Source organism: Thermoplasmatales archaeon (assembly GCA_014361195.1).
Classification (GTDB): domain Archaea; phylum Thermoplasmatota; class E2; order UBA202; family JdFR-43; genus JACIWB01.
In genome coordinates this window covers 1-20,025 of the sequence record JACIWA010000006.1, presented here as the reverse complement: position 1 = coordinate 20,025, position 20,025 = coordinate 1, and the positions used below count along the sequence as shown (strand labels likewise).

Annotated in this window: 22 protein-coding genes and 1 rRNA gene; 12 read left to right on the top strand and 11 right to left on the bottom strand. The window is 34.2% G+C overall.

All coding sequences use genetic code 11. The annotated features are described in order from the left end of the window. The first annotated feature begins 17 nt into the window (after positions 1 to 17). Genes H5T44_04510 through H5T44_04500 form a run of 3 tightly spaced genes read left to right on the top strand, consistent with a single transcriptional unit; the run spans position 18 to position 2,012 of the window. A complete protein-coding gene (locus tag H5T44_04510; GenBank protein ID MBC7081484.1) occupies positions 18 to 572 on the top strand; it encodes a PhoU family transcriptional regulator in 555 nt (184 codons plus the stop codon). 1 nt (position 573) lies between these two features. Next, positions 574 to 987, top strand: coding sequence for a hypothetical protein (locus tag H5T44_04505; GenBank protein MBC7081483.1), 414 nt, complete (start codon positions 574 to 576; stop codon positions 985 to 987). Between the two features lie 23 nt (positions 988 to 1,010). Further along, complete coding sequence (locus tag H5T44_04500) at positions 1,011 to 2,012, top strand: hypothetical protein (GenBank protein ID MBC7081482.1); 1,002 nt, start codon at positions 1,011 to 1,013, stop codon at positions 2,010 to 2,012. Here the strand turns inward: H5T44_04500 and H5T44_04495 are convergent. Then, the gene (locus tag H5T44_04495) at positions 1,999 to 2,478 is read right to left on the bottom strand and encodes a metallophosphoesterase (GenBank protein ID MBC7081481.1); all 480 of its coding nucleotides are present in this window, start codon (positions 2,476 to 2,478) and stop codon (positions 1,999 to 2,001) included. The genes H5T44_04500 and H5T44_04495 overlap by 14 nt on opposite strands. Before the next feature lie 67 nt (positions 2,479 to 2,545). Between H5T44_04495 and H5T44_04490 the strand changes: the two genes are divergently transcribed. From H5T44_04490 to H5T44_04475, 4 genes are read left to right on the top strand one after another with little or no spacing between them, the layout of a single operon-like run. Continuing rightward, positions 2,546 to 3,163 (top strand): acetate--CoA ligase family protein, encoded by a 618-nt coding sequence (locus H5T44_04490; protein MBC7081480.1) that lies wholly within the window; start codon positions 2,546 to 2,548, stop codon positions 3,161 to 3,163. Between the two features lie 2 nt (positions 3,164 to 3,165). Further along, positions 3,166 to 4,983 (top strand): indolepyruvate ferredoxin oxidoreductase subunit alpha, encoded by a 1,818-nt coding sequence (iorA, locus tag H5T44_04485; GenBank protein ID MBC7081479.1) that lies wholly within the window; start codon positions 3,166 to 3,168, stop codon positions 4,981 to 4,983. Then, a complete protein-coding gene (locus H5T44_04480) occupies positions 4,980 to 5,579 on the top strand; it encodes an indolepyruvate oxidoreductase subunit beta (GenBank protein ID MBC7081478.1) in 600 nt (199 codons plus the stop codon). The genes iorA and H5T44_04480 overlap by 4 nt, the downstream gene beginning before the upstream one ends. Beyond that, positions 5,566 to 6,447 carry an endonuclease V gene (locus H5T44_04475; protein MBC7081477.1) on the top strand — a complete coding sequence of 294 codons (882 nt, stop codon included), beginning with the start codon at positions 5,566 to 5,568 and terminating at the stop codon, positions 6,445 to 6,447. Before H5T44_04480 ends, H5T44_04475 begins: the two co-directional genes overlap by 14 nt. Before the next feature lie 3 nt (positions 6,448 to 6,450). On the opposite strand, the gene H5T44_04470 is transcribed toward H5T44_04475, so the two are convergent. Next, entirely contained in the window at positions 6,451 to 7,746 is a 1,296-nt protein-coding gene (locus H5T44_04470) for a PAS domain S-box protein (protein ID MBC7081476.1), read from the bottom strand. A 90-nt stretch (positions 7,747 to 7,836) separates the two neighbouring features. On the opposite strand from H5T44_04470, the gene H5T44_04465 reads away from it, so the two are divergent. Further along, positions 7,837 to 9,159: an adenylosuccinate lyase gene (locus H5T44_04465; GenBank protein MBC7081475.1), complete on the top strand. Its 1,323-nt coding sequence runs from the start codon at positions 7,837 to 7,839 to the stop codon at positions 9,157 to 9,159. Here H5T44_04465 and H5T44_04460 read toward each other — a convergent pair. Further along, positions 9,118 to 10,485: a hypothetical protein gene (locus H5T44_04460; GenBank protein ID MBC7081474.1), complete on the bottom strand. Its 1,368-nt coding sequence runs from the start codon at positions 10,483 to 10,485 to the stop codon at positions 9,118 to 9,120. The genes H5T44_04465 and H5T44_04460 overlap by 42 nt on opposite strands. A 58-nt stretch (positions 10,486 to 10,543) precedes the next feature. Then, on the bottom strand, positions 10,544 to 11,620 hold the full coding sequence (locus H5T44_04455; GenBank protein MBC7081473.1) for a site-2 protease family protein: 1,077 nt from the start codon (positions 11,618 to 11,620) through the stop codon (positions 10,544 to 10,546). 176 nt (positions 11,621 to 11,796) lie between these two features. On the opposite strand from H5T44_04455, the gene thiL reads away from it, so the two are divergent. After that, positions 11,797 to 12,681, top strand: coding sequence for a thiamine-phosphate kinase (gene thiL, locus H5T44_04450; protein MBC7081472.1), 885 nt, complete (start codon positions 11,797 to 11,799; stop codon positions 12,679 to 12,681). A 25-nt stretch (positions 12,682 to 12,706) separates the two neighbouring features. Here thiL and H5T44_04445 read toward each other — a convergent pair whose 3' ends face one another. Genes H5T44_04445 through H5T44_04435 form a run of 3 tightly spaced genes read right to left on the bottom strand, consistent with a single transcriptional unit; the run spans position 12,707 to position 14,157 of the window. Continuing rightward, the gene (locus tag H5T44_04445) at positions 12,707 to 13,165 is read right to left on the bottom strand and encodes a hypothetical protein (GenBank protein MBC7081471.1); all 459 of its coding nucleotides are present in this window, start codon (positions 13,163 to 13,165) and stop codon (positions 12,707 to 12,709) included. Further along, positions 13,162 to 13,761 carry a hypothetical protein gene (locus H5T44_04440; protein MBC7081470.1) on the bottom strand — a complete coding sequence of 200 codons (600 nt, stop codon included), beginning with the start codon at positions 13,759 to 13,761 and terminating at the stop codon, positions 13,162 to 13,164. Before H5T44_04440 ends, H5T44_04445 begins: the two co-directional genes overlap by 4 nt. Next, the gene (locus H5T44_04435; GenBank protein ID MBC7081469.1) at positions 13,762 to 14,157 is read right to left on the bottom strand and encodes a hypothetical protein; all 396 of its coding nucleotides are present in this window, start codon (positions 14,155 to 14,157) and stop codon (positions 13,762 to 13,764) included. Positions 14,158 to 14,288: 131 nt separating this feature from the next. Between H5T44_04435 and nadC the strand changes: the two genes are divergently transcribed. Beyond that, entirely contained in the window at positions 14,289 to 15,110 is an 822-nt protein-coding gene (nadC, locus tag H5T44_04430; GenBank protein ID MBC7081468.1) for a carboxylating nicotinate-nucleotide diphosphorylase, read from the top strand. 19 nt (positions 15,111 to 15,129) lie between these two features. Next, entirely contained in the window at positions 15,130 to 15,375 is a 246-nt protein-coding gene (locus tag H5T44_04425) for a translation elongation factor-like protein (GenBank protein MBC7081467.1), read from the top strand. Here H5T44_04425 and tgt read toward each other — a convergent pair whose 3' ends face one another. From tgt to H5T44_04405, 4 genes are all read right to left on the bottom strand, one after another. Further along, a complete protein-coding gene (gene tgt / locus H5T44_04420; GenBank protein ID MBC7081466.1) occupies positions 15,376 to 16,395 on the bottom strand; it encodes a tRNA guanosine(34) transglycosylase Tgt in 1,020 nt (339 codons plus the stop codon). Beyond that, positions 16,383 to 17,327: a tRNA preQ1(34) S-adenosylmethionine ribosyltransferase-isomerase QueA gene (queA, locus tag H5T44_04415; GenBank protein ID MBC7081465.1), complete on the bottom strand. Its 945-nt coding sequence runs from the start codon at positions 17,325 to 17,327 to the stop codon at positions 16,383 to 16,385. The genes tgt and queA overlap by 13 nt, the downstream gene beginning before the upstream one ends. Then, positions 17,327 to 17,770: a hypothetical protein gene (locus H5T44_04410; GenBank protein MBC7081464.1), complete on the bottom strand. Its 444-nt coding sequence runs from the start codon at positions 17,768 to 17,770 to the stop codon at positions 17,327 to 17,329. The genes queA and H5T44_04410 overlap by 1 nt, the downstream gene beginning before the upstream one ends. A 199-nt stretch (positions 17,771 to 17,969) precedes the next feature. Then, positions 17,970 to 19,187, bottom strand: coding sequence for a M28 family peptidase (locus H5T44_04405; protein ID MBC7081463.1), 1,218 nt, complete (start codon positions 19,185 to 19,187; stop codon positions 17,970 to 17,972). 535 nt (positions 19,188 to 19,722) lie between these two features. Here H5T44_04405 and H5T44_04400 point away from each other — a divergent pair. Then, a 16S ribosomal RNA gene (locus tag H5T44_04400) occupies positions 19,723 to 20,025 on the top strand; the annotation flags it as partial.

Genomic DNA, 20,025 nt, shown 5'->3' with positions numbered 1-20,025 from the left:
AAAAGGAGGCGCAAACCATATTGCTGGAAATGAAAAATAAAGCGGAGTTAATGGTAGATCTTGCCTATTCATCAGTAATATATGATAATATTGAGCTTGCTGAAGAGGTTTATGAACTTGAAGATATGGTTGATGAACTAAATGACAGGCTACAAAAACTCGTTATAAGAGATGCAATAGCGGGCGAACTCGAAGAAAATGAAGCTCTTGCAATAATTCAGCTTGCCTACTGTGCGGAGGCCATAGCGGACGCAGCCCGCGAGATAGCGGACGTAGAGCTTCGTGACATAGAGCTTCATCCTATAATAAAGGAAAGTATTTTTGAATCAGAAGAAGTGCTTGTAAAAGCGAAGGTTTCATCCTCTGTTTTGTGCGATAAAAAACTTGGAGATGTTGACCTTGCATCCAATACAGGAATGTGGATCATAGCAATAAAAAGAAATGGGGAGTGGATATACAATGTTAACAAGGATACCGTTATAAAGGAAGGAGATATCCTTTTTGCAAGAGGGGCAAGAGAAGGAGTGGAGCACTTTCTCTCACTTGTTGAAGGAAGGGAAAAAAATATTTAAAATGAGGCACAGATTTTTAAGAGAAAGGCTCAAAGAAATATTCTCCGCAACTATACTTGAAAAGATAGCTATTATTATACCATTTATTGTTCTTCTATGGGATATAGAAATTTTTTATTATTCACTGGTTAATAGAGAAAGATATATATTCATTTTTTCTATATTTGTACTTATTCTTTCATCTATTGAAATAATTGTGGTTATTGAAGAAATTCATCAGCATTTTGGCGAAATAAGAAAAAAGAGGGCATTGAGGAAAATTGTTAAAAAAATTGTTGATGAAACAGAGGAAAGATATGTTAAAGAAATTGTAAGAAAGGTAATTAAAAAACATCCAGAATATTCAATTAGCGATATATATCATGTTGCTTGCGAGCTTTTAAATGAGAAAACAAATTTAAATGAGAAACAATAAATATTAATTGAGATTATTTAATTATGAAAAAAATTGTTTTGCTCATAATATCTTTAATTGCAATTCTTCCTGTTGTAAAAGCAAGAGTTGATGCAAGATTTATAATAAAAGATGAAAATGGTAGACAGATTTATATGATTACACCTGATAAGGAAACTCTATTTGGAAATGTTTTGGTCGGACAGCAAATATTTTTTGATGCTAGCTCCTCAAATTCTGCATATCCAATAGATGGATATTGGTGGGATTTAGATGGAGATGGAAATTATGATAAGAAAGTTTCACGCCCGATTATTCCTTATAAATATGAAAAAGCGGGAATATATAATGTTACTCTTACCGCTGTTGCATCAGTTATAGGAGATGGAGATACAATAACAAAAACTGTTATAGTTGTTGAAAAATTGATTCCACCAAATGCATTTTTTACAATTGAAAAAAGCGATGAATTTTTTGTATTCAATACAAGCAATAGCTACGACGAGGATGGATATATAAAGAGTTATATGTGGGATTTTGATGGAGATGGAAATTTTGATGAAAGAGGCATATGGAGTAGCTATTCAAAATTAAGCAACTATAAATATGAAAAAAATGGCTATTATACTGTAATTCTTAAACTAGTTGACTATGATTTTCAGTGGAGCGAGGCAAAAAGAATAATTAAAGTGAGCAACATGGGAGGAGAAATTAATGAAACAGAAAAAGAAATATATTTTATAAATGAAAAGAAATATGAAAAGAAGGTTGGGATTTTGGTGAATAATAACGAATTTTATGAAATTTCATTGTCAGGAAAAGGTAAAAAATCGTTAAATATAAAAATAAATCCTGACGGGGAAAATGAAATTTTTATAAAAGAAGGAGAAAATGAAAAAATATTTTTCTTCGAAAAAAATGATGAAATAAAAATTTATATTGGTGAAAGTATCTCTTCTGAAAAAAGATTGCCAGGTTTTGATATTCTTCTGCTGATTTTTGCGATATTTGCTATATTCTTATTAATTAAATTCAAAACTCAATGATATTTGCATCCATTTTCTCTGGATAGAGAATTGCAATACTTTTCTTGCCAGTTAAATAACCACAGCATTCCCCTGGATTCAATATCAAAGCATTTCCTATTCTTTTATCTATCCTATGTGTATGTCCGTATATAACTATATCATATACCAGCGAAAGAGCATCAACTATTTCTGGCTTATGCGTAACTATTATTTTCTTATCCTTTAAATTAATTTCATAAGGGTCGTTACTAATTACTCCGATACCTGAGAATTTCTCTTTTAGAAATAATTTATCTCCATCATTGTTTCCATATATCAAAAATATTCTGCAATTTAAATTCTTAAAAAATTCCGCGGTAAAAGGAGAAACTATATCTCCTGCATGTATAACAAAACTCACTTCTTCTTCATTAAAAATTTTTATCGCTTCCTTTATCGCATATATATTGTCATGAGTATCAGAAATTATACCTATCTTTTCCATGATTGTAAATAAAACCATCTTTTATTTTTTTGGATAAAAATTAAAAATAGATATTGCTTATCCTTCTGTGAAAATATTGCCAGAGCATGAAGTAAAAGAATTGCTTAAGAAGAATGGCATCCCTACAACAAATTTTAGAATAATAAGAAGAGGAGATGATATAAAAAGTCTGGGGTTAAAATATCCTCTTGCTCTGAAAGTTTCTTCTCCGAAAATATTGCATAAAACAGATGTGGGAGCTATTGAACTTAATATAAAAAATGAGGAAGAGCTTATTGAAAAGTATGATGAAATGAGGAAAAAATTCAAAGAAGAAATTTTTATAGTGGAGGAAATGGCTCCTCAAGGTGTAGAGATGATAGCTGGAATTTACAATGATAAACTTTTTAAAAAATGCATAATGGTTGGCTTCGGAGGCATATATACTGAGATATACAATGATGTTTCATTTCGCATGTTGCCAGTAAAAAAGGAGGATATTTATGATATGCTGAAGGATTTAAAATGCTATAAAATTTTTGAGGGCTATAGAAAGAAAGTTGATAAGGAAGCTTTTGTTGATATATTATTAAAAATATCAAAGATAGGAGAAAAAATGAAAATAAATCAGATGGATTTAAATCCAATATTTCTGTATGAAGAGGGCGTAAAGGTTATAGATGCAAAAATTATTATGGAGGAATAAATATGGAATTGCTTACTCCAGGAAAAAAAATATTGCTGGGCAATGAGGCGATCGCGAGGGGCGGGCTGGAAGCGGGCGTGGATGTTGTAACAACATACCCTGGAACACCTTCTTCGGAAATTGCGGATGCCTTTTCTGAAATTGTAATATACATGAAAAAAAATGGAATGGAGGCACCTTTCTATTTTCAGTATTCTGTGAATGAGAAAGTTGCGATTGAATTTGCCTCCGCATGTTCTGTAAGCGGGCTGAGGAGCTTAACCTGTATGAAGCATGTTGGGATTAATGTAGCCAGTGATGCAATAATGACATATGCATATGTTGGTTGCAAAGGAGGACATGTAATTGTAAGTGCGGATGACCCAAGTTGCCATTCAAGCCAGAATGAGCAAGATAACAGAATTTTTGCCAGATTTGCTTGTTTGCCAATGTTTGAGCCAAGTAGCCCGCAGGAAGCAAAAGATATGACAATCGAAGCATTCGATATTTCAGAAAAGCTATCAATTCCGGTGTTTTTGAGGACAACAACAAGAATCAGCCATATGCGAGGAGTAGTGGAATGCAATGAATTTTCTTACAAAAAGAAATATGGAGCCTTTGTTAAGGAAGATATGATGGTAACTGTTCCAGAAGTTGCAAGAAAGCTCCATCCAATATTGATTAAAAAAATGGAAGAAGCGGAAAATATTTCAAATGAGAGCAAATTTAATGTAATCGAATATTGTGGAGGTGAGGATGGAATAATAACAAGTGGAGCAAGCTATAATTATGTAAGGGAGGCAATTGATGACTTAGATATAAAATGCAAAATTTTGAAAATAGGAATGAGCAATCCTTTACCAAGAAAAAAAATAATTGATTTTTTGAACGAATGTAAAAGAGTGTTTGTTATTGAAGAGCTCGAGCCATTTATGGAGGAGCAAATAAAAGCAATTGCAAAAGAGAATGAAATAAAAACAGAGATATATGGAAAAGGTTTCAGCTCGCTTAAAAGATATTATGAATATACTCCTGATATAGTTTATAAGGCATTATGCGATTTTTACAAAATACCATATGAGGAGGAAAGCCTCGATATAGAAGTTGTACCCCGTCCACCTATTCTATGCCCTGGTTGCCCTCACAGGGCGACATATTATGCGGTTAAGCAAGTTGCTCCAAAAGATGCAATCTATCCAACTGATATAGGTTGCTACACACTCGGCATTTTACCTCCTTACAAGACCGCTGATTTTCTGCTGTGCATGGGCTCGAGCGTCGGCTCCGCGTGCGGGTTTTCAAAGGCAACAGAGCAAAAGGTTATAGCTTTCATTGGGGATTCAACATTTTATCACGCTGGCTTGCCCGCCCTGATAAATGCCATCCACCACAAGCATAACTTTATCTTGATAATTCTGGATAACTTTACAACCGCAATGACAGGGCACCAGCCCCACCCAGGCAGTGAAAAAAATGGGATGGGAGAAGATGCATTGAGAATAGATATTGAAAGGCTTGTAAAGGGAATGGGTATTAAAAATGTTGAAGTAGTAAATCCAAAAAATATTGAAGATACAAAGAACGCTATAAAAAGAGCTTTGGAAAGAGATGAGCTTTCTGTAATAATTTCTCGTTCACCTTGCATATTGATTGAAAAAAGAAGGGAAGGAAAATATTTAATAGATGAGGAAAAATGCAAAAAATGTAAGATATGCATAACAAAATTTGCATGCCCCGCATTCTATTTTGAAGGAGATAAAATAAAAATAAATGAGGAAATCTGCACTTCATGTGGAGTTTGCACACAAATATGTCCATTTGGAGCGATAGTGAGAAAATGAAAAAAAGTATAGTTATATGTGGAGTTGGTGGGCAAGGAATAATAACAACCGCAAAAATAATTGCAAAATCCGCTCTTAAGGAAGGCTATAATGTTGTAATGTCTGAATTGCATGGGATGGCACAGAGAGGAGGAAATGTTGAATGCGTGGTAAGGATAGGAAATGTTTTTTCTCCTATTCTAAAAGGTTTTTCAGCAGATGCAATTCTTTCATTTGAACCACTCGAAGCTTTGAGGAATCTAAAGAAAGTTGGGAAGAATGGAATCGTAATAACAGATATAAATCCGATTGTTCCACCTTTAACTTCACTTGGAATTGGAAAGTATCCAGAAGTTGATGAGATATTTGAAAAAATATCTTCACATTGTAGATTAATTAAAATAGATGCAAATAGAATTGCAAATAGTGTTGGAAGCCTACTTACAAAAAATATTGTAATGCTCGGCTCCTTTTATGCCCTTCACATATTTCCATTAAAAGAAGAAAGTATAGTCGAAACAATAAAGGAGACTTTTTCAGAGAAGCATTTAGAAAAAAATTTAGAAGCATTTAGGAGAGGGAAAGAGGAGGCCAAAAAAATTTATGAATCTATATAAAAAAACATATGAGATTGTAAAGCAAATTCCAAGGGGAAAGGTTTCTACATATGGAAAAGTAGCAATTGCTCTCGGGGACATAATTGCCTGTAGAGCGGTTGGAAAAATGCTCAATGAAAATCCTTACAAAAATGTTCCTTGCTACAGAGTAATTCAAAGCGATGGAAGCATTGGTGGATATGCTCATGGAATTGAGAAAAAAATTGAAATGCTAAGGAGAGATGGAATTGAAATTAAAGATGGAAAAATAGAGCTTGAGAAATATTTATTTGATGATTTTGAAACAGATTATCCTTTAAAAAAATTGAGGGAGGAGCAGGAAAAATTGAGGAATAAAATTATTTTTGAGGAAGTTGATGAACCAGCGAAGATAGCGGGGATGGATGTTGCATATGGAAAATATGCATATGGAGCATATGTTGAATGCGAAAATTATAAAATTAAAAAGATTAAAGTCGTAAGAAAAAAGATAGATTTCCCATATATACCCACGTATCTTACATATCGAGAATTGCCTGTTCTGCAAGAATTGATAAAAAACGAAAAACCGGATGTAGTGTTGATAGATGGAAATGGATTGCTTCATACAAGATTCTTTGGTATAGCATGCCATTTTGGAGTTATAAATAAGATTCCAACTATAGGAATTGCAAAAAAATTGCTTGTTGGGGAGGAAAGAAATGGATACATATTCATCGATGAGAGGAAAGTTGGGATAAAGATTAAAAAATTTTTTGTATCTCCTGGAAATAAAATAGATATCGAAAGTAGTAAAGAAATTTTTGAAAAACTTATTGAGAAAAATTTAAATTTAGTTCATTTAGCACATGTAAAGGCAAATGAAGAAAAAAGAAAAGAGGAAAAATAATTTTTATTCCTTTACTTCTCCAGTAGTTATTATATTCTTGATAACTTTTTCTATTCTATCAATAGCATATAGAGCTTTTTCAAGTTTTTCCTTCTTTTCATTTTCAATTTCTTCAATTACCAGGCTTATGTATCCTTTTGCTATTGTTGTCGGATTGAAGAAATAGTGTGCAGTTTTTAACTTAAATTCCCTTTCTTTCTCAAGAGCTTCTCTTAAAACCTCTTCCGCAAGTTTTCTTTCTGTTATATCTATCGCGATTTCCAATCTTGCTTCTCTCCCATCAATCCATTTTATTCCTTTATCAATGCACTTATACCATCTGCTGTTAATCAAATTTTTCCATTCCCAAACATATGTATTTCCAAAATTTTCCCCAAAAATTTTTTCATTTGTACAAAAATCACAAGGCTTTTCTAAATTTTGAAATACTTCATAGCATTTTTTACCGATAATATCCTTACCAAACAAATCTTTTATAACTTTATTAACAAAAAGTATTTCATATGTATTTGGATCGGATATGTAAATTGGCTCATCAATTCCCCCCAATAGTGAGAAAAGCTGTTCTCTTTCCGCTCTTAACTTCTCCTCCATATTTTTTCTTTCTGTTATATCCAAATTCACACTTATGCTTCCTTTATATTTTCCATTTATGATTAAGGGAGAAGCGGATATTAAAAGATATCTTGGCTCACCATCTTTCCTATAAATTTTCAATTCATATCTGCTCGACTTTCCTCTTCTCCTAAGCCTTGTTTGCTTCTCCAAAATTTTCTTTCCTTCCTCATCAACAAAATCTGAAATATCTTTCCCGATTAACTCATTCTTTTTATATCCCAAAATATCTGCAAAGGCCTTATTCACAAATATCATTTTTTCATTCTCATCATCTATACATATTCCTTCTCTCGCAATTTCAACAATCCTCGAATATTTTTCAAGTGTTTCTTTCAATTTTTCCTCGTTATTTTTAAAATCGCTGATATCTTTTATTATTACCAAAAATTGCTTAATATCCCGCTTTTCTTTAATAGGAATTTTATTTATTTCCGCAAATATCTCCTTTCCATTCAGCAAAATAAATTCTCTAATTTTTATTTTCTCCCCCTTTAACTTTTCTTCCAATGAAGGAAATAAATTAAAAAAATTTTTTCCTATTATTTCTTTCTTCCTTATTTTTCCTTTTGATATTTTTTCGATAGCTCTGTTTGCAAATAATATTTTTGCGTCTCTATCCAGTAAGATAAAAATTTCATCGAGCTTATCAAGCATTTCTAAATGGTCTTTTCTTATTGCCATATTCAATTTATTTCTGTATAAAAATTGGGTTTAAAATCTTGTCTATTTTTTAAAAGTAAAAAATAAAATAATATTTGTTGATATAATGCTATGATTTGCCCGATTGAATTCAGGTATGGAAGAGAAGAAATCAAAAATATTTTTAGCGAGGAAAACAGACTTTCATATTGGCTAAAAGTTGAAGGAAAGCTTGCAAAAGCCCATGCTTTTGTAGGAAATATACCAAAAGAAGCAGGAGAAGAAATAGAGAAGAAGGCAAGTACCAAATATGTCAAAGTTGAAAGGGTTAAGGAAATAGAGAAGGAAATAGGGCATGATGTCATGGCAATGGTAAAGGCTTTAGCTGAAAAATGTAGATATGAAAAATATGTACATCTCGGCGCCACCTCCTATGATATAGTTGATACCGCGAATGCATTGCAGATAAGGGATGCACTGGATATAATTGAAAAGGAAATGATAAAATTGCTTGAGGTTCTTTCAGAAATGGCATTTAAATATAAGAAAGCGGTTATGATCGGTCGAACACATGGCCAGCATGCACTGCCAATAACATTTGGCTTAAAGATGGCGATTTATGCGGACGAAATATTTCGCCACATAAAAAGATTGAGAAGGGTGAGAGAAGAAATTTCTTACGGGAAGATGTCGGGAGCGGTTGGAACAGGGGCATCATTTGGAGAAAAATTTTTTGAGATACAGGAATTTGTTATGAAAGAACTGGGTTTAAAGGCTGAGATTCCATCTACCCAAATTGTTGGAAGAGATAGATATATTGAGCTAATATCATTCCTTGCAAATTTATCCACATCAATAGAGAAGTTTGCAACAGAAATAAGAAATTTGCAGAGAAGTGAGATAGCGGAAGTAGAAGAATTTTTTGAAGAAAAACAGGTTGGCTCATCAACAATGCCACATAAAAGAAATCCAGTAACTTGTGAGCAAATATGCGGGCTGGCAAGAGTGATAAAGAGTAATCTCCTACCCGCTTGGGAAAATGCTATTCAATGGCATGAAAGAGACTTATGCAATTCCTCATCTGAAAGATTCATAATTCCCCATTCCCTTATTCTAACCGACTGGATAGTATATAAAATGAGAGAGGTTTTTTCCAAACTCAGGGTAAATACATCAAAAATGAAGGAAAATATGGAAATAAGCAAGGGAGCAATACTAAGCGAGGCGGTGATGCTTAAGCTGGTAAAGAGGGGCATAGGCAGGCAAGAGGCGCATGAGCTGATGAGAAAATATTCAATGGAAGCAAAAAACAGAAATGTTGCCCTCAGGGAAGTTGTCAGCAAGGAAATAGCGGAAATAATTGATGAAATAGGAGAATATTATGGACATGCGGAGAGATTGGTTGAAATTACATTAGAGAAAATAAGAAAGGAATTTCCAGACATTGCTCTTTAAATTCTGAATTATATTGATTAGATCATCATTTATTTCAAATTTATCTAAAAATAGGGCAATTCCTCCCAATTTTTTCCCCTGACAAAACAGCCCGTGAGAAAAGCTATTTTTTCCTCCCGTATCCGCAAAAATTGATAAGCCAAAAATTGAGCAACTTTGACTATAATGGTTTACTTCATATCCATCCTCTCCACTAAAATCAAAGAAAATTGCATAGCCACCATTTGCATACCCTTGAGAGTAATTTCCTGATTTATAAAAATCATCTCCAAAAAGATTTAATAAGAAAGAAAAGGAGGTTATGCCATCTGAATAGGATTGAGAAGCATCAGATGAATAGAAAACATCGTTTCCATATAAATCAATGAGAGAAGAAAAGCCATATATTGAGGAAGACTGAGAATGAGAAGAAGAGATATATGTATCATCCCCAAAAATATCAATTAGAACAGCCACACCATTTGAAGAAAATGCCTGGGTAAAATTTTTTCCTTCGTATAAATCATTTCCCGAGAAATCAATAAGGAGAGATGTTCCATTTTCATATGCTACGCACGTTTGATCATAGTAAGAATCGTTTCCCTTTAAGTCAAATAAAAATGAAAAACTTTTGCTGGAGTAGCAAGCATTATTATGATAATCATCTCCTTCCATATCAAATATAAAGGTATAGCTGTTTTCTGAATCTCTTTTTTTATAGTGATCACTCCCTTTTAAATCAAGAATAAAAGAAGAATTTCCTTCATCATAAAAGTCATTTCCTCCAAAGTCAATTATAAAGATATAATTTTTGTAGTAATCATCTTTGACCCCACCAAAAGCTATTTTTCCATAGCAATCAAATTTTGTTTCCTGAAAATTTGTGTTCATAAGCAGGAAGGAGTATTTTCTAACTTCCTCTATTGTTGAAAAAATATTTTGATTTCTTTCTTCATTATTTTTTGATTTTATTGTTTTTGTATATGAATACAATATTGAAGAGATTGCAAAATTTTCTATATCTTTAAAATGCAAACTATTTGCAAATTCCTCTATTTTGCTTTCCTCATATTCTACTCCAATAGTTTCATAAAATTCTTTTATTGCCTCAACTAAGCAAAGGGAACTATTCTCCAGAAGCTGAATATCATTTTTTTCAACTATTATTTCTGGTATCTCATCTATATCAGTAAAAAAATTTTCTTCCCTCAATTTGTTTCTAAATAAGTAGAAAAAAGAAAATATATCTTCAGCGGATGGCAACTCATTGCCTGGTTTAATATTGCTTGAATAATTTGAAGGAATTAGTAGGATAGCCATGACTACCAATGCAATTATACTTTTCATTTCAACCTTTAATCAAAAGAGCATATATATTTGTTATTTTTTTATCTCGTCATTGTTTTTATCTCATTGGCATTGGAGAAAAGCTCAGAATGAATATTATTAAGGCAACAATTGCTAGAATTTTCCTTTTTCTATCAAGAGGTGTTATTTCATTAAGAGGGGGAGGATGCTCTGTTCCTATCAAAAAAACAAGGAGAAGAATCATAAGAAGCCAGTTGCCCAAGCCAAACATTGTAAGAGCAAGAAGGACAAAAACAGTTATAATGCTTGCATATCTGTGCCTCCTTTTCAAAACCGCCCTCGCTATGTGCCCGCCATCGAGCTGGCCAGCGGGCAAAAGATTTATGGCGGTGACAAGCAGGCCGACCCAGCCAGCAAATGCAGTCGGATGCATATTTATTACAGAACCCTCCGGAACATTGATTGCTATGGAGAGGATTTTGAATAGAAGAGGCTCACCTAGGAAAATTGCATCCTTCATTTCTTCAATTGGAGAGAATTTTGAATAGGTTAAACCGAGGAAAAGAATCGGGATTGCAACTATAAAGCCCGCGAGGGGGCCAGCAATTCCTATATCAAGCAATGCATTCCTATCTGGAATTGGTTCTTTTATTGATATAACCGCCCCTAATGTGCCAAGAGGAGGGAAAGGCATCGGGATGAAGTAAGGAAGGGTTGCTTCAATACCATGCCTTTTAGATGCGATATAGTGTGCGGATTCATGGATTCCGATTATTAGGAGGAGGGGAATTGAGAAGAATAAAAAGCCATTTACTATTTCATAGAAACCAAAAGAAAATTTCAAATTTTCAAAAGAAGCATAAAGAAGCGAACCCATGAAAGTAGTTGTAATAACAGTGGCTATGAAAAGAGCGAGATTTATTAAATTTGATTTTTTCTTTACAGGAGGTTTTTGGGTTATGAAAATTATATGTTCTCCTCTTTCTTCTCTTATAAACGGTATCAAATTTCTATTCTTCAATTCATTTAAAAGCATTTCAAATTTTTCCTTGAAATTTTCTTCAAATATTTCAACATAAAATGCAAAAAAATCCTCTTCCTGCTTTACATCATATACTCTAAAATATCTCTCAACAATTTGCTTTATTTCTTCCGCATTTAATTCAAACACCATTCTACAAAAAAATAACAATAATAAAGATTTTGGATGAAAGAGTGGTAATATGGTATATTAAAAGATATAATTTTGAAAAACTCATTAAGACGCGGAGAAGTTATAATTATCTAAATGTTTCCACCAAAAATGATATCAACGCCTCACAAATTTATATATCTTCTTGATATATTTTCATGAAATTGTCTGAAATTGGTGAGAGAAAAATTGTTGATAGCTTGCTCAAGAGATTTTCAATTCCTTTTGATGACTGCGCTTTTATAGAAATAAATGATCATTACTTAGTGCTGACAACAGATATAGTATATGAAAAGACACATTTCCCAGAAAATTCAAAACCTTATGATATTGGATGGTTTAGTATTGCGGTTAATTTAAGTGATATCGCGTCCAAGGGGGCGGAGCCAATAGGAATGCTTGTCGGGCTTGCAATGCCAAAAGAAACGGACTCAAAATTTTTTGATGAAATTATTGAAGGAATGGAAGATTGTATTCTTAATTTTGGAGGAAAAATTTTAGGAGGAGATACTAAGGAGGCGGATAGAATTTTAATATCAGTTACCGCGATTGGAAAAGTAAAAAAAGAGGAAGCTATGTTAAGGAAAGGAGCAAAAGTAGGGGATGATGTTTATGTAACAGGTGAGTTAGGAAAAGGGGCATTTATATTAAGCGAAGAGAAAGAGAAAATTTTGAAAGTAAAGCCAAGGATAAAGGAGGGAAGATTTCTTGCAAAATCAAAAAAAGTTTCATGCTGTATGGATATATCAGATGGACTCGCAAGCTCTCTTTACCAGCTAATGAAAATAAATAATGTTGGGTTTGAAATATATGAGGAAAAATTACCAATCGCAGAAATTGCTGGAAATGATGTAAATAAAGCACTATATCTTGGAGGAGACTATGAATTGTTGTTTACAATCCCTCCTCCTTATGGAAAAACTTTTGAAAGGAAAATAGATATAAAAAAGATCGGAAATGTTATAGAGGAAAATAAAATATACTTGGCTTCTGGCAAGAAAAGAAAAGAAATTGAAAATATCGGTTATGAGCATTTCAAATGATTTTTTTCTATTTTTTTCTTCCTCCTTATTCCTTATATATTATCTCAAAATCATATGGAAAAATCTTCAAAAAATATTTTTCCAAGCTTTTCCTCAAAATCAAAAATATATCATTTTCGCTTTCAATCGCTCTTTTAATTGCTCCATATAACCCTTTTTTATTTTTTTCTAAGATTCCAAATTCATCAATAACAACCATCTTTCCTCTTTTTATTCCCTCATCTATTGCATTAATGCAGAAATCTATTCCTTCCTTGCTTATAACATATTTTCCCACCTTCATTCCATCAAAATCCGCATAATCTTTGATTCTTGAAAATTTAATCCTTTCTTTATTATCCATCCTTATCGCATCACTTCCAATTTTTCTTCCATCTTTAAAAACAGGTAAGCAGACAATTCCACCACAATCTGATTGCCTGAAAATATTATACGCCAGATTGCTTTTTCCGCTATTTTTAGCCCCCACCATCAATATTTTCATATACCAAAAATTACCGCAAGCCAACAAACTACTATAAGTGAGTATGCACTCGCATAATACACCTTCTCTCCCATTTCAATTTTAACTGGCAAGTAAGCAAGAGGCAGTGCAAACGAACCAATTAGCCCAGCAAAAGTAGAAGTTGATAATATTTTTGGAATAACTGGAATAATATCATGCAGGTAAAATTTTCCCGCAATAAGGGGTGTAAGAATTTGAGTTGCAAAATAGCCAGAGAAATAAATTGTATAGAATGAAATTATTCCCATTCCGATCCTCATCGTCAAGCTTTCGTATTTCTTCCAGGGAAGCACCCATATCCCTTCAAAAACAATTCCTTCAACAATTATTGCAATCGATGCACAGAGCAAACAGGCCCCAAAAGGGTTGAAATATCTCAGCAAGCCCGCGATTAAGGCCATGCCCGCCTGCATGCCGGGCTGATGGAAGCGGTTGCGGGTCAGCGCCATTATAAAGATTGCGATGCTTGCAGTAAGGAAGCTCATGTTGTAGCCATGTAGCCAGTCGCCTAGAGAACATTCAATTAGTCCCCATATAGAGCCAAACAAAATTGTTGCGGTAATAATTTTCTTCATTTATATCACCTCAATCTTTATAACATTCTGGACCCAAAAAGCCCCTGATAAATGAGGAAAGATTGCCCTCCTTTCCCTCGTTAATATACCTTTCTCCATATCTTCCCACGAAACTGTTTTTTGATAGCTGTCCGCCCCTATTATTATATAGTTATGCGTTTCCGGATTTTCCACGCCCGCTATTTCTATTAAACAAACAAAGGGCAGGCCATAATAACTTTTATTTTTTGCCTCTATTTCTTTTAACTCGCATTTTTCAAAAATTTCCATGGTAAATCTTTTTCCGTTAACCCCTATATAATCCGATTTTTTTTCAACAAAAAATGCATTTGATAAAATACCAATTGCTAAAAGCAGAATTGCTATTGAAACAACAATTTTTTCCGCCCTTTCCATTGATGGAATAATCTACAATATATTTAAAGCTATTGTGTGAAAAAAATGAATAAAATTTCTAAACCAGCTGAAATAAAAGAGCACATCATTTGTAAAAATACAAATCCAAGAAATTTATAAATACCTTTTCTATTAGCGACGTGGATGATATAGACGCTTTCCTGAAAGAAGATTTAGGTGAGAAAGGAGATATAACATCAGACCTCTTGCTTAAAGATGAGGAGGCAACAGCATATATAAAAGCAAATGAAAAATGCGTTGTTGCAGGCATCGACGAGGCAATTGAGATTTTCAAGAGATTGAGATGCGAGGCGATTCCTTTAAAAAAAGACGGTGAAATTGTAAGATGCAATGAAAAAATAATTGAAATAAAGGGAAAGATGAAAGATATTCTTGCGGGAGAAAGACTTGCCTTAAATTTCATATGCAGGATGAGTGGAATTGCAACCCTTACCCGTGAGCTGGTGGATAAATGCAGGAAAAAAAATCCGAAAATAGTAATAGCTGCGACAAGAAAAACAACACCAGGCTTCAGGAAATATGAAAAGAAGGCGGTAAAAATAGGAGGAGGCGAACCGCATCGCATGGGGCTTTATGATGGCATCCTTATAAAGGACAATCATCTTGCTTGCATACCTATAAGAGAGGCGGTGAGGAAGGCAAAGAGAAGTGGAATGAAAGTGGAAATAGAAGTAAGCAGAGTCGAGGATGCGGTAATCGCTGCTGAAGAAGGAGCGGATATAATAATGCTTGATAACATGCCTCCTGTTAAAGGAAAAATCGCGATGAAAAAAATTAAAGAAATAAACCCTGAAATAAAAGTGGAGGTATCTGGAGGTATAAATCCTGAAAATATTGTAAATTATTCATTTGCGGACATAATTTCCCTCGGATGCCTAACTCATTCTGTGAAAAGCAAGGACTTTTCCTTAGAAATTGAAAAAGTTTTTTAACCTTTACTTATTTCAATTCATGGAAGAAATTGGAGTTGTTGAGCACTTCTTTTCTAAGATAGGCGTTGCAGCGATAAAAATAAAGAGTGAGAATTTAAAAGTGGGAGATAGAATACGCATAAAAGGCCAAACAACAGATTTTGAGCAAATTGTTGAATCAATGGAGATAAACAGGCAAAAAATAAATGAAGCAAAGCCAGGAGATGATATAGGTATAAAAGTTATTGACAGAGTTAGAGAAGGAGACATTGTATACAAGCTGTAATCAAATTTTTCCCTCTTTTATTTTTTCTCTTAAATTCTCCATAAATTTGTTCATAAGATATATATTATGGATTGTTGCGAGCCTCTGAGCAAGCATTTCATTTTCCATAAATAAGTAATTTAGATAATCGAGAGAGAAATTTCTGCATGTGTAGCAATTGCAATTTTCATCAATTTCATCACCTCTTATTTTTTTCTTTCCAAGCGTTAATTTTCCTTTGCTTGTAAAAATTGTTCCATGTCTTGCATTTCTTGTTGGAAATGCGCTATCAAATATATCTATTCCATATCTAACACAAGCTTCTATATCTTCGGGTGCTCCAACTCCCATTAGATGGCGTGCTTTTTCATAAGGAAGATAGCGAGTTGTGAATTCAACTGTTCTTATCATATCTTTCTTTTCTTCCCCTATGCAAAGTCCTCCAATAGCATACCCATAAAAATCCATTTTAGCGAGCTCCTTTGCACATCTCTCCCTCAAATCTTCATGTATCCCTCCTTGAACAATTGAAAAAACATTTTCTCCATAACTTCTTTTAGCCCATGAAATTGTTCTCTCTACGGATTTTTCAACTCTCTTCTTGCTATATGGATACGAGGGACAATCATCCAGCATAAAAATAAAATCGCTTCCCATCTTCTTTTGAATTTCTATGCACTTTTCAGGAGTAAAAATTTCTTTTGAACCATCTGGCATGCTGAATATTATTCCCTCATCTATTGTGCGAGATGGAAATTTTTTGATTGATTGGAAACCACCGCTATCAGTAAATATTATACCATCCCATTTCATGAAAGAATGAATACCTTTCTCGCAGACAATTTCAAAAGCCCTTCTATAAATATGGAGGGAGTTTACAATTATTGCCTTGCAACCTGCTTCTTTAGCTTCTTCAGGGGTTAAAGTTTTTATTGCTCCTTTTGTAGCAACAGGAAGAAAAGCGGGAGTTTCTAAAGTATTGCTTCCAACTTTTATCAGGCCTATTCTTGCCATTCCATTTTCTTCAACTATTCTGAACATATTAACATCGCATCTCCAAAACTCAAAAAGCGATAGCCATTTGCTAAAGCTTCCTCATATGCTCTCATCAATCTTTCCTTTCCGCAAAAAGCAGTGGTTAATTTAAGAGGTGGTGAATCTGGCATATGAAAATTTGTTATTAAATAGCGCACGGGTGAACAAAAATTATAGCCCTCATCTATTATCAAATTGCTCCAGCCAGAGGAAGGAAAAACTTTTCCATTTTTTGAAGAGCTTTCAAGAGCTTTCATTGTTGTTGTCCCAACCGCAAAAACCCTTGTCGCATTATTTATAAGCTCCGCAGAATGTGGGCTAATAGAATAATACTCTTCTTCAAGCACATTCATAAAAGTTGAAATGCTGGAATGAAGAGTTATATAGCATATTTTCACTCCTTTCTCTTCCAATTTTTTAAGCAAACCCTCGGTAAAATGGAGGGACGCAGTAGGCGCCGCAATCGAGCCATATTCAGTTGCAAAAACTGTTTGGTAAAGGTTTTCGTCAACCTCACTCTTTATATATGGAGGGAGCGGGATTTTTCCTATCCTGTTTATTTCTTCCGTGTCCATTTCCAAATCAATTACACATTTGCTACCATTTTTTCTGATTATCCTGCATTCCTTCTCATTTATGTAAATTCTTTTGCCTTCTGAAATTTTTCCTTTTATCAGGCATTCATAGCCATCCTGAACTTTTTTTATTATAAGCACCTCAACTTTTCCACCGCTATCCTTTTTCCCATGCAATTTTGCTTTTATAACCTTTGAATTATTCAAAACAATTACATCTCCTTTTTCCACATAATTCACTATATCTTTGAAAATCCTATGCTCTATCTTATCTTTTTTAACCACTAAAAGCTTGCATTCATCTCTTGGCAATTTTGGAAATTGTGCTATCCTTTCCTTTGGTAAATTATAATAGAATGACATTATTGCTTTTCTATGAATGGCAACCCTCTTTTATTTATTTTTACTCTATAACCTTCTGGTAGAGGAGATGGTTTTGCATCCTCTTCTTTTTTCTTGCTAAAGAAATATATTTGCCTTTCTCCTCCTCTCAGCTTCACTACCTTCGTGTATAGAGTATATTCCCCATGTCTGTAAGGCTCCTCTATTTCAAGAACTTCATATTCCTCATCTGGAACAACTTCTTTCTGAATTATCCTTATTTTTGGTCTCAACTCCTTCGATCCACCATATAATGGAATAATTTTATTTTTCTCCACTTTCCATGCGGGTGATAGCCTCTCAACCGCCACAACTCTTTTCAAGCGAGCGCAAACCGTGCATAAATATTTTCGCTCCTCCTCAGTTGTTTCTTTTTCGCATATTGAACAGGGCATATAATCAAGGATTTTTCTGAGATTATCCATTGCTGATAAGTGATTTATAGAATAAAAATTTTTTGGAAAGAGGAAAGATAAATGTTCCAGAGCATGCAAAATTAGAAAGATGAGATGAGTTTATTGATTTTTTTGGATAAAACCATTTGATCATATTTTCTGGTTCTTCAATAGGAATGCAAATTATCAAATACAAAGCGAAATCTTCCTGTATTTTATAAAAAATTTTTTATCTCCTAATATAGGGAGAAAATATTATTATATCCATTTCATCTCTTGCAATTTCTTCTCCATAAGCATATACTTCTATTTCATGCTTTCCAAATAGCAAAACATTTAATTTCCATTCATAAGGTGGAGAATAATCCCAATACCACATCCTTCCATCAACCGCAAATATTACTTTTTCAACATTTCCATCAACTTCCGCAACAACATCAACTCTTCCTATTGCAATTGTTATTCCTCTCGCCCTTGAAAACCAGTTTTTAGCTACTATCGGAAATAAAGCCCTACCAAAAAAATAAAAATAGCCTTCTCTTGGCTCTCTTATGAAAACATAATTGCTAATTTTTTTATTTGCAATCTCTTCTAATAAGCAATAAAGAAATTTTGTTGCTTTTGCAAGGTATGTGAAATTTATTTTATCTATGCTATCATTAGGAGAGTGCCCGTAAGGGTAGCTATCGTAATGGGCAAAGAAAAGGCCATCATAACCATAATCAACATATGCTTGATGGTCCGCTCCTGGATAATTTGGGACCATCTCTACTCCTATCTTTATCTTTCCATAATATTTTTCCGCAACCTCATTTGCCAGTTGGGCAATCCAAATTGCTCTTTCTGGAGTAAAGCATCTTATATAATTTCCTCCCTTGCTTGTATTTGCATATCCTACCATATCAACATTAATTATTGCTATTATCTTTTCCCCGTTTTCATATAAATGCCTTGCATGCAAATAGCTTCCATAAGCCCCAACCTCTTCCCCAGTATAAACCACAAAATGAGTTGTATGAATTGGCTTATACTTGCTCATCACCTTTGCAATTGCAAGAACAGAAGCAACGCCAGAAGCATCATCATTCGCCCCTGGAGAAGTTTCAGTGGTATCGATATGAGCCCCTATAATTACTGAATATTCATCTCCTGTAAGAGTGGCAACTATATTGCTATCCTCAAATCCACCCATCTTCCATTTAAATTTCTCCACTTTTAGCCCCATAGATAGAAATTCGTTATAAACCCATTCCTCAGCATCCGCGCATGCATCCCTCCCTGTATAGCGTGGCCCAAACTCACAAATTTTCGTAAGATAGTATGCAACCATCTCCTCATTTATCTCCTCATATCCGCCTAACCCATCGCATCCATTCCCAGGAAATGCAGGAGGAATAAGCAATGGAGAAAGAATTACAGCAAAAATCAGAAAAACCTTTAGCTTCATGATATGAAATATTCTCAGGAATTTATTTTTTTCTGATGCAAAAGAATCAAGTTTGAAATAGATTTTCGTTTGCAAGACTATGATATTCTATTCTTTGTCTTCCCTGATAAAGATAATACTCTGAAGTTGAAATGAAGAATGCCAGGAAAGAAATACTAAAGATAATGAGTATTAATGGCGCTTTGGATACAAAAATTGAGGGTGAATTTGTTTCTATCGTTTATACTACTATTTCCTTTTCATTCGCTCTCATTCCACCAACCTTCTTCCTCATAACCTTAACAAAGATTAAATACCTTATCCTCTTTATATTGCATTCTCTTGCCAATCTTGACCAAAATTTTTATAAATACCTTCGCTATTATATGTTAGAGACCCGAATAACCGGCCAAGCCCCTGATTAATGAAGGGGTTTATTCCATTCGGGTCTAAATTGATGAGGATTTGAGAAAACTACCCGTAGTAGGGTAGGTTATCTCAAATCCGACACAAGGAAGCATTAGCCAAAGAAAAGCTCGATGAAAAAAAGCCTTGCTAACACCGGTTGATCCTGCCGGAGGTCACTGCTATCGGAGTCCGACTAAGCCATGCGAGTCCAAGTGCTTCGGCACTGGCGGACTGCTCAGTAACACGTGGACAATCTGCCCTCGGGAGGGGGATAACCCCGGGAAACTGGGAATAAACCCCCATAGACCATGGATGCTGGAAGGCTTCATGGTTGAAATTCCGAAAGGAGCCCGAGGATGAGTCTGCGGCCTATCAGGTAGTAGTGAGGGTAACTGCCTCACTAGCCTACGACGGGTACGGGCCTTGAGAGAGGGAGCCCGGAGATGGACTC

Excerpts from the sequence above, each read along its gene's own strand:
- H5T44_04505 (MBC7081483.1), top strand. The coding sequence starts at position 574 with ATGAGGCACAGATTTTTAAGAGAAAGGCTCAAAGAAATATTCTCCGCA.
- H5T44_04500 (MBC7081482.1), top strand. The coding sequence starts at position 1,011 with ATGAAAAAAATTGTTTTGCTCATAATATCTTTAATTGCAATTCTTCCT.
- H5T44_04495 (MBC7081481.1), bottom strand. The coding sequence starts at position 2,478 with ATGGAAAAGATAGGTATAATTTCTGATACTCATGACAATATATATGCG.
- iorA (MBC7081479.1), top strand. The coding sequence starts at position 3,166 with ATGGAATTGCTTACTCCAGGAAAAAAAATATTGCTGGGCAATGAGGCG.
- H5T44_04480 (MBC7081478.1), top strand. The coding sequence starts at position 4,980 with ATGAAAAAAAGTATAGTTATATGTGGAGTTGGTGGGCAAGGAATAATA.
- H5T44_04475 (MBC7081477.1), top strand. The coding sequence starts at position 5,566 with ATGAATCTATATAAAAAAACATATGAGATTGTAAAGCAAATTCCAAGG.
- H5T44_04470 (MBC7081476.1), bottom strand. The coding sequence starts at position 7,746 with ATGGCAATAAGAAAAGACCATTTAGAAATGCTTGATAAGCTCGATGAA.
- H5T44_04465 (MBC7081475.1), top strand. The coding sequence starts at position 7,837 with ATGATTTGCCCGATTGAATTCAGGTATGGAAGAGAAGAAATCAAAAAT.
- H5T44_04460 (MBC7081474.1), bottom strand. The coding sequence starts at position 10,485 with ATGAAAAGTATAATTGCATTGGTAGTCATGGCTATCCTACTAATTCCT.
- H5T44_04455 (MBC7081473.1), bottom strand. The coding sequence starts at position 11,620 with ATGGTGTTTGAATTAAATGCGGAAGAAATAAAGCAAATTGTTGAGAGA.
- thiL (MBC7081472.1), top strand. The coding sequence starts at position 11,797 with ATGAAATTGTCTGAAATTGGTGAGAGAAAAATTGTTGATAGCTTGCTC.
- H5T44_04445 (MBC7081471.1), bottom strand. The coding sequence starts at position 13,165 with ATGAAAATATTGATGGTGGGGGCTAAAAATAGCGGAAAAAGCAATCTG.
- H5T44_04440 (MBC7081470.1), bottom strand. The coding sequence starts at position 13,761 with ATGAAGAAAATTATTACCGCAACAATTTTGTTTGGCTCTATATGGGGA.
- H5T44_04435 (MBC7081469.1), bottom strand. The coding sequence starts at position 14,157 with ATGGAAAGGGCGGAAAAAATTGTTGTTTCAATAGCAATTCTGCTTTTA.
- H5T44_04425 (MBC7081467.1), top strand. The coding sequence starts at position 15,130 with ATGGAAGAAATTGGAGTTGTTGAGCACTTCTTTTCTAAGATAGGCGTT.
- tgt (MBC7081466.1), bottom strand. The coding sequence starts at position 16,395 with ATGTTCAGAATAGTTGAAGAAAATGGAATGGCAAGAATAGGCCTGATA.
- queA (MBC7081465.1), bottom strand. The coding sequence starts at position 17,327 with ATGTCATTCTATTATAATTTACCAAAGGAAAGGATAGCACAATTTCCA.
- H5T44_04410 (MBC7081464.1), bottom strand. The coding sequence starts at position 17,770 with ATGGATAATCTCAGAAAAATCCTTGATTATATGCCCTGTTCAATATGC.
- H5T44_04405 (MBC7081463.1), bottom strand. The coding sequence starts at position 19,187 with ATGAAGCTAAAGGTTTTTCTGATTTTTGCTGTAATTCTTTCTCCATTG.